Origin of the sequence: Rufibacter latericius (assembly GCF_003721515.1) — a bacterium.
In the GTDB taxonomy this organism is placed as follows: Bacteria; Bacteroidota; Bacteroidia; order Cytophagales; family Hymenobacteraceae; genus Nibribacter; species Nibribacter latericius.
In genome coordinates this window covers 351,488-364,797 of record NZ_RJJD01000001.1, presented here as the reverse complement: position 1 = coordinate 364,797, position 13,310 = coordinate 351,488, and the positions used below count along the sequence as shown (strand labels likewise).

Annotated in this window: 12 protein-coding genes; 6 read left to right on the top strand and 6 right to left on the bottom strand. The window is 51.7% G+C overall.

Features of this window, described 5'->3' with window-relative positions:
* Positions 1-482 precede the first annotated feature (482 nt).
* The 4 genes from EFB08_RS01495 (at position 483) to EFB08_RS01480 (ending at position 4,729) form a co-directional block, all read left to right on the top strand.
* Positions 483-1,478, top strand: coding sequence for a DUF1028 domain-containing protein (locus EFB08_RS01495; protein WP_123125596.1), 996 nt, complete (start codon positions 483-485; stop codon positions 1,476-1,478).
* A gap of 119 nt (positions 1,479-1,597) precedes the next feature.
* Positions 1,598-2,983, top strand: a complete 1,386-nt coding sequence (locus EFB08_RS01490; protein WP_394342937.1) for a M28 family peptidase — start codon at positions 1,598-1,600, stop codon at positions 2,981-2,983.
* Positions 2,984-3,381: 398 nt separating this feature from the next.
* On the top strand, positions 3,382-4,401 hold the full coding sequence (locus tag EFB08_RS01485; protein WP_123125136.1) for a glycosyltransferase family 9 protein: 1,020 nt from the start codon (positions 3,382-3,384) through the stop codon (positions 4,399-4,401).
* Between the two features lie 76 nt (positions 4,402-4,477).
* A complete protein-coding gene (locus EFB08_RS01480; RefSeq protein WP_123125135.1) occupies positions 4,478-4,729 on the top strand; it encodes a glutaredoxin family protein in 252 nt (83 codons plus the stop codon).
* Between the two features lie 953 nt (positions 4,730-5,682).
* Here EFB08_RS01480 and serS read toward each other — a convergent pair.
* Entirely contained in the window at positions 5,683-6,960 is a 1,278-nt protein-coding gene (serS, locus tag EFB08_RS01475) for a serine--tRNA ligase (RefSeq protein ID WP_123125134.1), read from the bottom strand.
* Positions 6,961-7,240: 280 nt separating this feature from the next.
* On the opposite strand from serS, the gene rho reads away from it, so the two are divergent.
* Complete coding sequence (gene rho / locus EFB08_RS01470; RefSeq protein ID WP_123125133.1) at positions 7,241-9,226, top strand: transcription termination factor Rho; 1,986 nt, start codon at positions 7,241-7,243, stop codon at positions 9,224-9,226.
* 151 nt (positions 9,227-9,377) lie between these two features.
* On the opposite strand, the gene EFB08_RS01465 is transcribed toward rho, so the two are convergent.
* The 4 genes from EFB08_RS01465 to EFB08_RS01450 all read right to left on the bottom strand — a co-directional run bounded on the left by EFB08_RS01465 (position 9,378) and on the right by EFB08_RS01450 (position 12,295).
* Entirely contained in the window at positions 9,378-9,986 is a 609-nt protein-coding gene (locus EFB08_RS01465) for a hypothetical protein (RefSeq protein WP_123125132.1), read from the bottom strand.
* 60 nt (positions 9,987-10,046) lie between these two features.
* On the bottom strand, positions 10,047-10,928 hold the full coding sequence (locus EFB08_RS01460) for a UbiA family prenyltransferase (RefSeq protein WP_123125131.1): 882 nt from the start codon (positions 10,926-10,928) through the stop codon (positions 10,047-10,049).
* Positions 10,925-11,716, bottom strand: a complete 792-nt coding sequence (locus tag EFB08_RS01455; RefSeq protein ID WP_125077622.1) for a class I SAM-dependent methyltransferase — start codon at positions 11,714-11,716, stop codon at positions 10,925-10,927. The genes EFB08_RS01460 and EFB08_RS01455 overlap by 4 nt, the downstream gene beginning before the upstream one ends.
* A 153-nt stretch (positions 11,717-11,869) precedes the next feature.
* Complete coding sequence (locus tag EFB08_RS01450; protein ID WP_123125129.1) at positions 11,870-12,295, bottom strand: lipocalin-like domain-containing protein; 426 nt, start codon at positions 12,293-12,295, stop codon at positions 11,870-11,872.
* A gap of 185 nt (positions 12,296-12,480) precedes the next feature.
* On the opposite strand from EFB08_RS01450, the gene EFB08_RS01445 reads away from it, so the two are divergent.
* Positions 12,481-12,774: a LysM peptidoglycan-binding domain-containing protein gene (locus tag EFB08_RS01445; RefSeq protein ID WP_123125128.1), complete on the top strand. Its 294-nt coding sequence runs from the start codon at positions 12,481-12,483 to the stop codon at positions 12,772-12,774.
* Positions 12,775-12,966: 192 nt separating this feature from the next.
* Here EFB08_RS01445 and EFB08_RS01440 read toward each other — a convergent pair whose 3' ends face one another.
* Positions 12,967-13,230 (bottom strand): GNAT family N-acetyltransferase, encoded by a 264-nt coding sequence (locus tag EFB08_RS01440; RefSeq protein ID WP_123125595.1) that lies wholly within the window; start codon positions 13,228-13,230, stop codon positions 12,967-12,969.
* Positions 13,231-13,310: the final 80 nt, after the last annotated feature.

Genomic DNA, 13,310 nt, shown 5'->3' with positions numbered 1-13,310 from the left:
GAGGTCATGTGTGGATGAAGGCAGGGAGAATAGGTTCCGAAGCCTAAGGGAAAGAAGGAAAGTAGCGACAGCAAAACGCACCAAACGAAATTCCCACTACTTATGAGGCGAAAGGCTTTTGGGACCGTTTTTCAGAAAACAGGCTTAAAGCACAATGAATAGGCCAGCAAAACCGACCGAAGAGCCTGGGTGAAGGGTTAAGCAGAATGGGATAGGATTGTTCGTATGGGGGAGATATCTAAAGGTAGGCAACCTGGCTCGGTTTTGGAACAGGAAGAAGAGCCATAGGCTTTCGGGTTGGTTTAGGGAAATGAGCCCCAAACCAACCCGGCTCCTGGAAAAGGCTGCGGCGTTCGTGACTCCCTCCTCAAATCAGGAGGTAATTTCTTCCAACCGAGAATCTGGTCACCTGAACAGGCAAAAGGTAGAAAGGAGTGGCCGTTTTTCTGTATCTTCCACCTTCCATTACTCAGAACGACTTCATGAAAAAGCTTCTTATTTTACTCGGGCTTGGTGCACTGGCTTTTACGCGGCCGGCAGCAGCCCAGGTGTATAAACCCCAGGAACCGTTGGCCCATACTTATTCCATTGTGGCCCGCGACCCTAAAACCGGCGAGATGGCTGTGGCTGTGCAAAGCCACTGGTTCTCGGTGGGTACTTCGGTGAGTTGGGGCGAGGCCGGGGTAGGGGTCGTTGCCACCCAGTCGTTCACGAACAAATCCTTCGGACTGCGCGGACTGGCTTTGATGAAACAGGGGAAAACCGCCGAGGAAACCCTTAAACTCTTGCTTGCCAATGATCCGGGCCGCGAAGTTAGACAGGTCGCCATTCTGGATGCCAAAGGCGGGGTAGCTACCCATACCGGTAAAAAATGCATCACCTACGCGGGGCACATCACGGGCAAAGACTTCTCTGTGCAAGCCAACATGATGCTGAACGAAAGCGTGTGGCCCGCCATGGCGAAGGCGTTTGAACAGAACTCCCACCTCCCTTTGGCCGAACGGATGCTGGCCGTATTAGACGCCGCTGAGGCCCAGGGAGGAGACATCCGGGGAAGACAATCCGCTGCCTTGCTGGTGGTGCCGGGTAAAAGCAAAAAAGAACCCTGGAACGAGCGGTTGGTGGACCTTCGGGTAGATGACCACGAGGTGCCTTTGCAGGAACTGCGCCGCTTGCTTACCGTGCAGCGTGCCTATGAGCACATGAATAACGGCGACCTGGCCGTAGAGAAAAACGACATGGCCCTGGCCATGAAAGAATACAGCGCCGCCGAACGGCTTCAGCCCAATAATCTGGAGATGCAGTATTGGCACGGCATTACGCTAGCCAACACCGGCAAAGTAGACGAAGCCATTAAAATTCTGGAACCCGTTTTCAAGGCAGATAAAAACTGGCGCACCTTAACCGAACGCCTCCCGCCGGTAGGTTTGCTCACCGTTTCAGCGGCAGATTTGAAAAGGATTCTGGATTTGAAGTAAAAAAGCTGACTCCTGCTGTAAAGTAGGAGCCGGTTGCCTAATAAACCTTTCCTGTATTTCTGATTTTGCGTTCTGCGTGGTAAATCGCGGGTCAGAAACTATCTCACCAAACAACCAACATGCTTCGCTCCCTTAAAAAGATGACGTTGGCGGCTGCACTTTTCCTGCCGTTGATGACTAGTGCCCAAAACCAGGATTCCCTGCACATCCGTAAGATTTATGACCTGGCGCTTACCCAAGGCCAGAGCTACGAACAGCTCCGGTACCTTACCAGCCGCATCGGGGCACGTTTGAGTGGCTCTCCGCAAGCCGCCGCCGCCGTAGAGTGGGCTCGGCAGGAAATGGGCAAAATGGGCCTGGATCGCGTGTACCTGCAAGAAGTGATGGTGCCGCATTGGGTACGGGGCGATAAAGAATATGCCGCCATTGTCAACTCCAAAATCACCCCTACCCGCGAGGTAAACGTGCTGGCTTTAGGCGGATCAGTGGCCACGCCCGCCACCGGCCTCACTGCCGAAGTGCTGGAAGTGAACAGCCTGGACGAGTTGAAGAAACTGGGTAAGAAAAAGGTGCAGGGCAAGATCGTGTTCTTCAACCGGGGCTTCGACCAAACCCACATCATTACCGGACACGCGTACCGGGGTGCCGTAGACCAACGTTCCAGCGGACCTTCTGAGGCAGGACGTCTGGGCGCCGTTGGCGTAGTAGTTCGATCCATGGCTTCCAACAACGATGATTTTCCGCATACCGGTGGCTTGCGCTACGCCGAGGATGCACCCAAGATTCCGGCCGTTGCCATCAGCACTAAAGGCGCCGATTTATTGAGCAAATTGCTGAAAGAAGACCAAAAGCTACAGTTCCACCTCCGCATGAATCCCCAGTGGCTCCCCGATGTGCTCAGCTACAACGTCATCGGTGAGATCAAGGGCACAGAGAAACCAGACGAAATCATTGTGGTGGGCGGCCACCTGGACAGCTGGGACATTGGCGAAGGCGCCCACGATGACGGGACCGGTTGTGTGCAGTCTATGGAAGTGCTGCGGATGATGAAGACAATGGGCTACAAACCCAAGCGCACCATCAGGGCGGTGATGTACATGAACGAGGAGAATGGCCTGCGTGGCGGCACCAAGTACGCCGAAATCGCCAAAAAACAGGGTGAGAAACACATTGCCGCCATTGAATCTGATGCCGGCGGGTTCACGCCCCGGGGCTTCGGGATTGCGACCACTACCGAGGCTGCTTACCAGAAAGCTTTCGCCTGGAGAGGACTGCTGGCTCCCTACGGCCTCCACGACATTGACCGCGAAGGCGGCGGAGCCGATATCGGGCCGCTGAAGGATGAACGGGTGGCCCTCATCGGCTTCCGCCCAGACTCCCAGCGCTACTTTGATATCCACCACACCGCCAACGACACCTTTGACAAAGTAAACCGCCGCGAACTTGAACTTGGCGGCGCCTCCATGGCCGCGCTGGTGTATTTAATTGATAAGTACGGGTTATAGTTTGATTATTGAATGAACAGAAAAGCCTGTGATAAACGTCACAGGCTTTTTTGATGGGTTTTTCAGAAAATAGCTCTTAAACGGTTTAGACACGTGATCAACACCGTTGGCGCGAGCTTACACCTCGAGTCAGGGCGCATGACAGATGCATAGCTTTACTCTCTTTTATCATCCTGAAAAGATCTTGTGGCGAGTGGTAGTAGCGTTTCTTCAATGCTTTTTTAGTTCGCCACAAGATTTTTTCAAGATGACAAATAGGAGGAGAGTACCTGGTTGCCGTTTTGGTGGCATTTTTAAAAAAACGAGGCTGAAACAGAAGTGGTCAAGTCCGCTACTTTCACCCGCGGGAAATCTCCGGTAAGACCCATACCTTTGCCGATGGTTTAAACAGATTGCGCTTGAAAAAAATCCTCATCATCCGGTTCTCGTCTATTGGTGATATTGTGTTGACCACGCCGGTGATCCGGTGCGTGAAAGAGCAGGTGCCCGGGGCCGAAGTCCATTTCTGCACCAAGGCCGCTTTCCGCAATATTGTGGCCAGCAACCCGTATGTAGACAAGGTGTTTTGCCTGGAAACCTCGCTCAAAGCGTTGCTGCTGCAGTTGAAGGCCGAGAACTATGATCTGGTGCTGGACCTGCACAACAACCTTCGCACCCGCATCCTGAAAACCCGGTTAAACCGACCAAGCCGGAGTTTTGATAAGCTGAATTACCAGAAATGGTTGCTGGTGAAATTCAAGATCAACCGCATGCCCGATGTCCATATTGTGGACCGCTACCTGGCCACCGCCGCTCCTTTGGGTGTGCAGAACGACGTGAAAGGGCTGGATTACTTTATCCCCGAAAAAGACGAAGTAGACCTAAACATGCTTCCAATTACCCATCAACAGGGCTACTACGCCATCGCTATCGGGGCGCAGCATTACACCAAACGCCTGCCGGTAGACCGTCTGATTGAGCTTTGCGAGAAAATTAACGGACCGGTTATTTTATTGGGAGGGAAGGAAGACGAGCCGGTGGCGCACATGATGGAGGTCTTTTTCCGCTCAGAACCTTACTTCTCGCATGATACTCCTTACCCTAACAACCGCACCGTTATCTACAACGCCTGCGGGAAGTATAACCTGAACGGATCGGCCTCGTTGGTGCGCCAGGCCCAGGCAGTCTTCAGCCATGACACCGGCCTGATGCACATCGCGGCAGCCTTCCAGAAGAAAATCTACAGCATCTGGGGGAACACCGTTCCCGCTTTCGGAATGTACCCGTACACGCAGGATTACGAAGTGATGGAAGTGAAGAACCTGTACTGCCGACCCTGCTCTAAAATTGGCTATTCTAAATGCCCTGAACGCCACTTCCGCTGCATGCGCGAAATCAATTTTGATTTCCAGTTACCGGTGGTAGAACGTCCCGCCTGAGCCTCCCTTTGATAGACCTGCTTTTAGCCTGTTTTCCTGAAAAGACGTAGAAAATGGCAAACCAACTCTCAGTGGTATGCAAGCCAAACCTATTCTTTACGGTGCCGATTGGTGCAAGAAAACCATCGCCATCCAAGACTACTTCAAAACCCATGACGTGGCCTACGACTACATCAACGTGGAGGAAAGCGACGAAGCCATGCAGGCCATCAAAGACATGAACCGCGGCAGAATCCGTTTCCCGATGGTGGTAGTGGGAGAGCAGAAACCCATGAAGAACCCTTCCCCGGAAGAACTTGATGTAGCGTTGGGGAATAATATCGAATAGAGAAATAAGCCTCTTCTTTCAATTTTACCTATTGACGTTTTAGAGTTGGATTCAGGAAAACAGCTCTGAAACAGGTCTTTTGCGTGTGTACTGTATAGCAGATGAAATATGCTATTTAGGGCCTTAATGAGGAAATGGGTAGTTGTGGAAGTAGGAAGTAAATAAACCTAAGGGGGACCAGAAAAGTAGTTTGGGTTGTTGGTGAGAACACCAACAATGGCAAGTAAATGGCATGTGAAGGCAATTGTTGGTGAAGTACAGACCTTGGAAAGCCTGATTGTTAGAGGGACAGAAATCTAAAGTAGCCAATTTGAGGCTTGCGCCTCACAGCAGTTGCAAACTGCTGGTTATTTTAGGTCCAAGTCGCAGACTTGAACCATGAGATACGAGGTCTCATAAAGCCGGGCCAATTACCTTTTACTTACTATCACGTCAAGGAATCTAGTGCATTTACCTTGTCTAGTAAGTATCTAATACATTTACCTTGTATAGTAAGTATCTAGTACATTTACCTTGTATAGTAAGTATAGTAATATAGCTTTTGGCCGGCGCATTTCTGTTTCCAGCCTTTCGGTTGAGCGCCTTTGTTTTAGACCTGGTGCCGCAGGCAGGCCTACTGGCTAAGGCTAAAACAGCAGCGCGATGCCGGAAGGCGGGGCCTCGCGGCCGTGAGCGCTCGGAGCCCAGATATGGAACAATAAAGCTCATGCACCCCGAAAACAGCGGTCCTTCTCTAGAACAAGCGGATAAATAAATGCACAAGAATAAATTAGATCAATTAGCCAATTCTTCTTCAGGAACAAGTGCCTTTTGCTAACAAACGGATTATCTGTATATCGGCAACATTAATAAAAAGCCATCCTTAAAAGCCTAAAAAGCAAAGAAGCGCTTCAAGCCTGTTTTACCCAAAACAAGCCTGAAACGCTTCTCAGAAAACTCAAAAAGAAACCTCTTTATTTGGTAATCATCTCAAAACCAAGATAGGAATGCAAGGCCTTCGGTAATTTAATACCCTCTGGGGTTTGATTGTTCTCCAGCAAGGCAGCCACAATACGCGGCAACGCCAAGGCACTACCATTCAACGTGTGCAGTAACTGCGGCTTACCACCCTCGGTGCGCTGACGCAATTTCAAGCGGTTGGCCTGGTAGGTTTCAAAGTTAGAGACAGAGCTTACTTCTAACCAACGACCCTGAGCCGCAGAGTAAACCTCCATGTCATAGGTGAGAGCAGAGGTGAAACCCATGTCACCGCCGCAGAGGCGCAGCACGCGGTAAGGAAGTTCCAGTTTCTGGAGCAAACCCTGGATGTACTGGCTCATTTCCTCCAATGCCTGGTAGGATTTTTCCGGTTCCTGAATCTGCACGATCTCCACTTTGTCAAACTGATGCAAGCGGTTCAAGCCACGAACATCGGCACCCCAGGAACCAGCCTCTCTTCTAAAACACGGCGTGTAGCCTACGTTCTTAATGGGCAGCTTGCCTTCCGCGATGATCTCGTCGCGGTAGAGGTTGGTGATGGGCACCTCGGCGGTTGGGATCAGGTAGAGGTTGTCGGCGGTGGCGTGGTACATCTGGCCTTCTTTGTCAGGGAGTTGGCCGGTACCGTAACCCGATGCCTCGTTTACCACAATAGGGGGCTGCACCTCGGTGTACCCGGCTTTCATGGCTTCGTCCAAGAAGAAATTGATCAAACCGCGTTGCAGACGGGCACCTTTTCCTTTGTACACGGGGAATCCGGCGCCGGTGATTTTAATGCCCAGCTCAAAGTCAATGATGTCATACTGCTTGATGAGTTCCCAGTGCGGTTGGGCGTTTTCATGCAAAGTTGGGATAGTACCATGCTCCAGCACCACTTCGTTGTCCTCAGAGGAACGGCCGGCGGGCACGCTGCTGTGCGGGATGTTAGGCAATTTATAAAGCGCCTGCTGCAGGGCCTGCTCCAGGTTCTGTACTTCCTCGTCCAGGGCTTTGGTGCGGAGCTTCAGGTCGGCGGTTTCGGCTTTCAGGGCTTCGGCCTGGTCTTTCTGGCCGCTTTTCATTAGGCCGCCAATTTCTTTGGCTAAAGCGTTGGCCCTACCCAGGAGTTCGTCGCGCTCGGTTTGCAGGGAGCGGCGCTTCTGGTCCAGGTCCAGCAACGATTGTACTTCCTGGGCGGCGTTGGGAAAGTTTCTTTTCTGCAAGCCAGCAAGAACAAGATCGGTTTGCTCGCGTAAAACGGGTATCTGTAACATGGTGCGTCTGGTTAACTGTACGCAAAAATAGAATATTTTGAATAGGGTGCGGCAATGGGCACTTTTTTATGAAAATTTGTGTAACTTTATATATTAATTTTCTCGTACTGCTTGTAAAATAGAACAAGGCTGTCTAACATTGCAGTACATTTTCTGAACGACCGTCATCCGGGTTCTTCATTACATCTTACACACCAAGTTTTTTCCTGTTTTTATCCGTCTGCCCGTTGCGCTCTGCAACTGCTATGCATTTAAACCGAATAGCTAATTAATTCAATTTATGTACAACATTGACGAGTTGAAAGATTCTCTTCTTTCAGAACTCAAAGAGATTGCTGAGAACCTCGGCGTCACGAACTTCAAGAAGCTCAGCAAGCAAGACCTGATCTACAAAATCCTGGATCAGCAAGCCGTTACCCCCCTTGAGAACCTCCCCAAAAAATATAAAAAATCTACTCGGAAGGCAGACGAACCAGCCGATGCTCCGGCCACTGTAGCGGAAGCACCTGCTCCTGAACAAATTGTAGCAGAAACCCCGGCTTTTGTACCGGCGCCCGTAGAAGAGACTGCGGTGTTAGCGTCTGTAGATGAAAGTCCGGCTGCTGCACCAGCCCGCCGTCAGGCCAGAACCGCTCCAGAGCGCCCGGCCAGAGCTGAGCGGGGGCCTTCAGCGGTACGTGAGGCAAGACCTCGTACCCCGCAAGCCCCTCAGGCCTTCCGCGAAGAGCCCCGTGAAGTGCGGGAACCGGCCCGCCCTGAACCCCGTGAGAACCGTCCAGAGCCTAGGGAGAACCGCCCAGAGCGTTCTGAACCGCGCGAAAGCCGGATGCAGCCACGTGAATTCCAGCCTCGGGAGCAGCGGGAACAACGCGAGCCCAGAGAGATGCGGGAGCAAGCTCCCCGCGAACCAAGAGAGCAGCGTGAGCCTAGAGAGCAACAGCCAAGGGAACAACAACCAAGAGATACTCAGCCTCGGGAGCCTCGGGAGCAAGCACCGCGCGAGCCCAGAGAGCAACGTGAGCCAAGAGAAAACAATAACCGCGAACCCCGCGAAAACAACCCCAACTGGCAGAATCGTCGCGAGCCAAACCAGAATCCTAACCAGAACCGGCCGCAGCAGAACAACGCCAACAACGTTAATTACCGCGAATTTGACGGCGTAATCGCCAATGAAGGTGTCCTGGAACTGATGCAGGACGGCTATGGTTTCCTGCGTTCTGCGCATTACCATTACCTGGCCAGCCCGGATGATATCTATGTTTCTCCGTCGCAGATCAAGTTATTCGGTTTAAAGACTGGAGATAGCGTGAAAGGCACCGTTCGGGCTCCGAAAGAAGGCGAGAAATATTTCGCGTTGCTGAAGGTTGATTCCGTAAACGGCCGTACTACCGAGGAGATCCGCGACCGGATTCCGTTCCAGCATTTAACGCCTCTTTTCCCGGAAGAGCGCCTAAAACTGACCACTCGTTCCAGCCAGTACTCCACCCGCATCATGGATCTGTTCGCCCCAATAGGGAAAGGACAGCGTGGTTTGATCGTGGCTCAGCCGAAAACCGGTAAAACGGTATTGCTGAAAGAGATAGCCAACGCCATCACCGAGAATCACCCCGAGGTGTACCTCATGATCCTGTTGATCGACGAGCGCCCAGAAGAGGTAACCGACATGGCCCGCAGTGTGAAAGCCGAGGTAATTGCCTCTACCTTTGACGAGCAAGCCGAGCGCCACGTGAAAATCTCCAGCATTGTGTTGGACAAAGCAAAACGCATGGTGGAGTGTGGACACGATGTGGTAATTCTACTGGATTCTATCACTCGTCTGGCCCGCGCTTATAACACGGTGGTTCCTTCTTCCGGTAAAATCCTATCGGGTGGAGTGGATGCCAACGCGCTGCACAAACCGAAGCGTTTCTTCGGGGCGGCCCGTAACGTAGAGAACGGCGGCTCGTTGACCATCATCGCCACGGCTTTGATTGACACTGGTTCTAAAATGGACGAGGTGATCTTTGAAGAATTCAAAGGTACCGGTAACATGGAACTCCAATTGGACCGCAAACTGGCCAACAAGCGCGTGTACCCAGCCATCGACGTTCCGGCTTCCGGTACTCGCCGCGAGGACCTGCTCATGGACCGCGACGAACTCAGCCGTGTTTGGATCCTGCGCAAGTTTATGTCAGACATGAATTCCGTGGAAGCCATGGAGTTCCTGAAAGACCGCATGAAAGGCACCAAAGACAACGACGAGTTCCTGATCTCCATGAACAGCTAGTCTTTGAAAATAAAGTTCACGAAGAAGGCCCCGCAAATCTCTGCGGGGCCTTCTTCGTTTTTAGGACCTTCTGTTTTACGCCTGTTTTCAGAAAACAGAGCCAAAAGCCCCTTAGCTGATGAATTGACTTGAAAAGGAACAAAAGCAATTTCTACCCTCCAAAGCTCCCGTACCGGACCGCTTTCTTCTGCGCGGAGTCATAGACCAGCAACCGGCCGTCTTCTTTGCCCAGAAGGTATTTGAAGCCGATGGCTTTAGGGTTGGCCTGTATCCGTTTCCAGGTGGTTTCATTTACAAACGAGGCTTGTACCGGGGCGTTGGGGGCAATGGCCGGAGAAACAAAATCGGTGTTTTCCACAAAGTCATCCATCCGCTTGATGATGTAGGCTTCGCGCTCAGAGACAGTGGGGGAAGTGGGGCTTTGCATCTCGTAAACCATACTGGCCTCCAGATCAGCGGCGGGAAAGTTCTCCTCGTAAATTTTCTGTCCGTCCTGCGTAGTGATGGTGAATTCAACTTTTCCTTTGGTGATGGAATTGCCATGTAACGCCAATCGGAAAAAGTCGGGGTTCTGGTCAGAGGAGAACGCGTGGGTGCGTTGCACAATGTGCTGCACAGGTTCATCTGCATTTCTAGCAGAGCTTTCCTTGGCTGAGGAAGCAGAGGTGCCGGTTTGGTTGGAGGTAGTAGCTTCTTCTGAGCCAGAAGATTGGCAACTGAACAAGAAGGCCAGTACCGCTACCAGAGAGAGTCTTAACATGTTTTCAGAGTAAGTGGCCTAAAACCGATGTACGTGCAGTAACTGGCATGGTTGGCCGTTTCAGCCTTTCCAGAGTTGCCAAAGCAGGATTAGAATAAACGAAAAGCTCATGCAAAGCGAAGAAACCTTGTTCATGCGCATGGTATTTTCATAGTTGGCGGCTGCCGTGTCTTGCTTCACTTTCCAGAGCCATTGACTGAAGACCATTAAAACCGGACCCGTACCCATCAGGAAAAACAAGCTGTGCCAACTTTCCCCGCGTTGCCAATAGGTGTAGAAGAGCAGCCCCGTGGCAATTAACAGGCTAGTGGCCGCGAACAGAAACGTACCCCATAAACCCAGTTTCAAACTCAGGGTCTCGTCTCCCCGGCGGGCGTCTTCCTCGTGCTGGTACACTTGCGTAAGCGGATAAGAGCCGCAAAGAAACAGAGAGCTCACCAACGCCAGCAATAGGTTATTTTTGCTCAGAATCGTTTCTTCGGATACCCCGATGCCCACTTGCACCATGGCAAATGTGAACGCTCCCTGAAAAATAACAACAACCAGTGTACTCAAGATCGGGTATTTCTTCAGCCGGATACCCTCGTAGCTGTAGGCTTTGGAAACCAGCAGGTAGAGCAATACCATCGCCCCGAAAAGCCAGGACAAAAACGCGGCGAGCACCACCGAAAGCACATCAAACACCAGCACCAGCCAATACAGTAATTCAGTGACTTTAGGCGGATGCTTCAGGCCCCCTATGCTGCCTTCGTCGCGGTCATAGTAAGAGTTGTAGCCGTTGCTGGCGGGGTACACCAGAAGGTGCAGAATCAGGAAAACGGCCAAGCCCCGCCAAAGTGATACGTCAGGTTCGGCACTAAGCGCAAACCAGAAAATGGGCATCAGAAACAAAGAAAACGGGATGCGGAGCAAGCGCCATGCATCGGACCAGGAAGCGTTCATGCCGGGAGTGTTGGATAGCCTACTAAATACAAAACGCCGGTTCCGCTCCAATGCCGCGCCCGCCCAATGTGCCAGGTGTACTGAGGGGCATTTAACGTGGAAACCATTTTCTGCAGATGTTCTGGGGTGTACAGACGCAGCAGGGAAACCGTGCCGTCCCAAACCGTGCCCAGCGGAATGAGCGGTACCAGGTAGGTGAAAAACAATCGGCTCCAGGTAAAAGGCCTGATAAAAGGCGTGAACAAGAGAATGGCCCATGGAAACACCAGCCAAACCAGTAGCAACTCGTGCCAGCGCTTTCCGGCCCCCTCAAACACCCCAATGCCTTGGTTCTGCCGTACGGCATCGGCTAAGATGGCGGTGGCTGTTTCGGGGCTGAAATGGTGAAAAGCAGAGAAAACCGTCCTGAAGCCTTCCATGGAAACAGGTACGGCGGTGGCATCTATCGGCTCGGGTGAAAACCGCAGGGCTCCGTGGCTTTGTTGGGCCAGGAACTGGTACGCTTCCAGGTTAGGGTACTTGTCGGTGAGGGTGATGGAGATGGGTTGTCCGGTCTGCTTCTCCAGTTCTTTCCATACCTGCTGGATTCCGCCGCCGGCTCCGGAGCAAAGGTCTACCAGCTTGGTTTGCCGCGTGTGCGCCAGGCCTTGGGCCAGAAAGGGAACAATGGGTTTGTAAATGCCCAGCGCGGTGATCATGAACCGCAGCACATCCATCATGCCTTGCCGCACCACATGCGGAAACCAGGTCTGGTCTTCCAGTTCAAACAGCTGCAGACGGAATTTCATGGAGTGGAGGTAAAACTTGGGTAACCAATGATACAGGTTTGAAACCACTGGCGCAACTCGGCGCGGGATTTCCAATTTAGTCTTGTTCCAGAGTAGGCAAAAAAGAGCCCACCCAAAGAAGTTTGAGTGGGCCGCTCTTAAGCAGTGATTTGCTTATTCTGCTTTCAAGGTAAGGGTGGAGCCGTCTGGCGCCTGTAGTTTCATGTCATCGTCGTCCAGTTCAGCAACGGTGAAGTTCTCGCTCACGTTGTTGTTGGCATAGGTCAGACTCAGGGTTTTGTTAGGCGCGCTGTAGGTCCAGGTACCGTTGGCCGATTGGCTTTCTGAAGTCTGGGTGAAGTTTCCGTTCGCGAAGAACTGAATCTGTTCCTGTTTCTCTTCTGAGGTGAGTTTGTCTTTGTCGCCGGTGGCGGTGGTTTCCTTGCTGGCTTTCCAGATCTTGCTGCTGGTGCCCGAGATCATCTGGGTATTTCCGCCGGTCTCGGCTTTTTTGTTGCAGCTAAAGGAGAAAGCGCTCAGCCACACAAGGCATACCAGGGTGAACAGGCGAGTGGCCGGAGTTGAAATCTTCATTTTCATAGTTATAAGGTTTGGTTCAGGTGACTACGTATTTGCCGTGGGGCAAACACGTTTTTCATACGTGGGTTTTTCTCCACAGTTCTATGAAAATAAACAAACTTATCTGAGGGGTGCCCGTAAAAATTAGCCTGTATACCAGTTGGATACCTATGTGAGATCCTGACCACTAATCAAAAAATACAACTATGGGACTATTTGATTTTCTTAAAAAAGGGGAGGAGAAACCGGTGCAAAAGCCTGTTGCCCAACCTGCCGCCAAGCCGGTAGTAGCGCAGCCCGCTGCTGCCCAACCTGCTGCGGCTGCTCAACCCGCCTTTGACACCTACACCGTGAAAAGCGGAGACTCTCTTTCTAAAATCGCCAAGAACTTTTACGGCGATGCTTCCCAATGGCACAAGATACATCAGGCGAACCTGGATAAAATCAAAGACCCTAACCTCATTGACGTGGGTTGGACCTTGAAGATCCCCAAAGCCTGAGAAACGATTTAGGTTTGTTTGTAGAAAGAAGAGTCTGGGCTTTGCACAGGCTCTTTTTCGTTTTCAGGCCAGTTTAAAGAAAACAGCCTTAAAGCAGAAACGGCCCGCATATTGCGGACCGTTCCTGCTTTGGGTTAAAAATCGTCCCGAAAAGGAGCGTGTGTCTTTCCTGGAAAATGGGAGTTCCTGAAGTTACATAGGGTTCCGTTCCAGGTAGCGGGCTACGGCAGGGCAGGAGGCGCGTACCTCCAGGCCTTTTGAAGCGGCGTAGTCAAGGCCGTGTTTGATCAGTTTGTTCGCGTACCCTTTGCCCCGGTATTCTTCCTCAATGTAGGTGTGCTGGAAATCAATGGTTTCCTCGTCTGGCAGGGCGTACGCTAATTCCCCAATGTCTTCCTGCTCCAGGAGGGCAGTAAATTGCTGGGCTTCCTCATCGTGTTGGATATCTAAATTCATGGTGTAACGCGTTAAGTACAAGTAAACGGCTCTGCAAGGAAAGCCCTTATGAAGTACCCCATCCAAGCCCAAAAGGTTAG

Bases quoted from the DNA above. Each gene is read 5' to 3' on its own strand.
- serS (WP_123125134.1), bottom strand. From the start codon at position 6,960: ATGTTACAGATACCCGTTTTACGCGAGCAAACCGATCTTGTTCTTGCT.
- EFB08_RS01465 (WP_123125132.1), bottom strand. From the start codon at position 9,986: ATGTTAAGACTCTCTCTGGTAGCGGTACTGGCCTTCTTGTTCAGTTGC.
- EFB08_RS01450 (WP_123125129.1), bottom strand. From the start codon at position 12,295: ATGAAAATGAAGATTTCAACTCCGGCCACTCGCCTGTTCACCCTGGTA.
- EFB08_RS01440 (WP_123125595.1), bottom strand. From the start codon at position 13,230: ATGAATTTAGATATCCAACACGATGAGGAAGCCCAGCAATTTACTGCC.
- EFB08_RS01460 (WP_123125131.1), bottom strand. From the start codon at position 10,928: ATGAACGCTTCCTGGTCCGATGCATGGCGCTTGCTCCGCATCCCGTTT.
- EFB08_RS01445 (WP_123125128.1), top strand. From the start codon at position 12,481: ATGGGACTATTTGATTTTCTTAAAAAAGGGGAGGAGAAACCGGTGCAA.
- EFB08_RS01495 (WP_123125596.1), top strand. From the start codon at position 483: ATGAAAAAGCTTCTTATTTTACTCGGGCTTGGTGCACTGGCTTTTACG.
- EFB08_RS01490 (WP_394342937.1), top strand. From the start codon at position 1,598: ATGCTTCGCTCCCTTAAAAAGATGACGTTGGCGGCTGCACTTTTCCTG.
- EFB08_RS01455 (WP_125077622.1), bottom strand. From the start codon at position 11,716: ATGAAATTCCGTCTGCAGCTGTTTGAACTGGAAGACCAGACCTGGTTT.
- rho (WP_123125133.1), top strand. From the start codon at position 7,241: ATGTACAACATTGACGAGTTGAAAGATTCTCTTCTTTCAGAACTCAAA.
- EFB08_RS01480 (WP_123125135.1), top strand. From the start codon at position 4,478: ATGCAAGCCAAACCTATTCTTTACGGTGCCGATTGGTGCAAGAAAACC.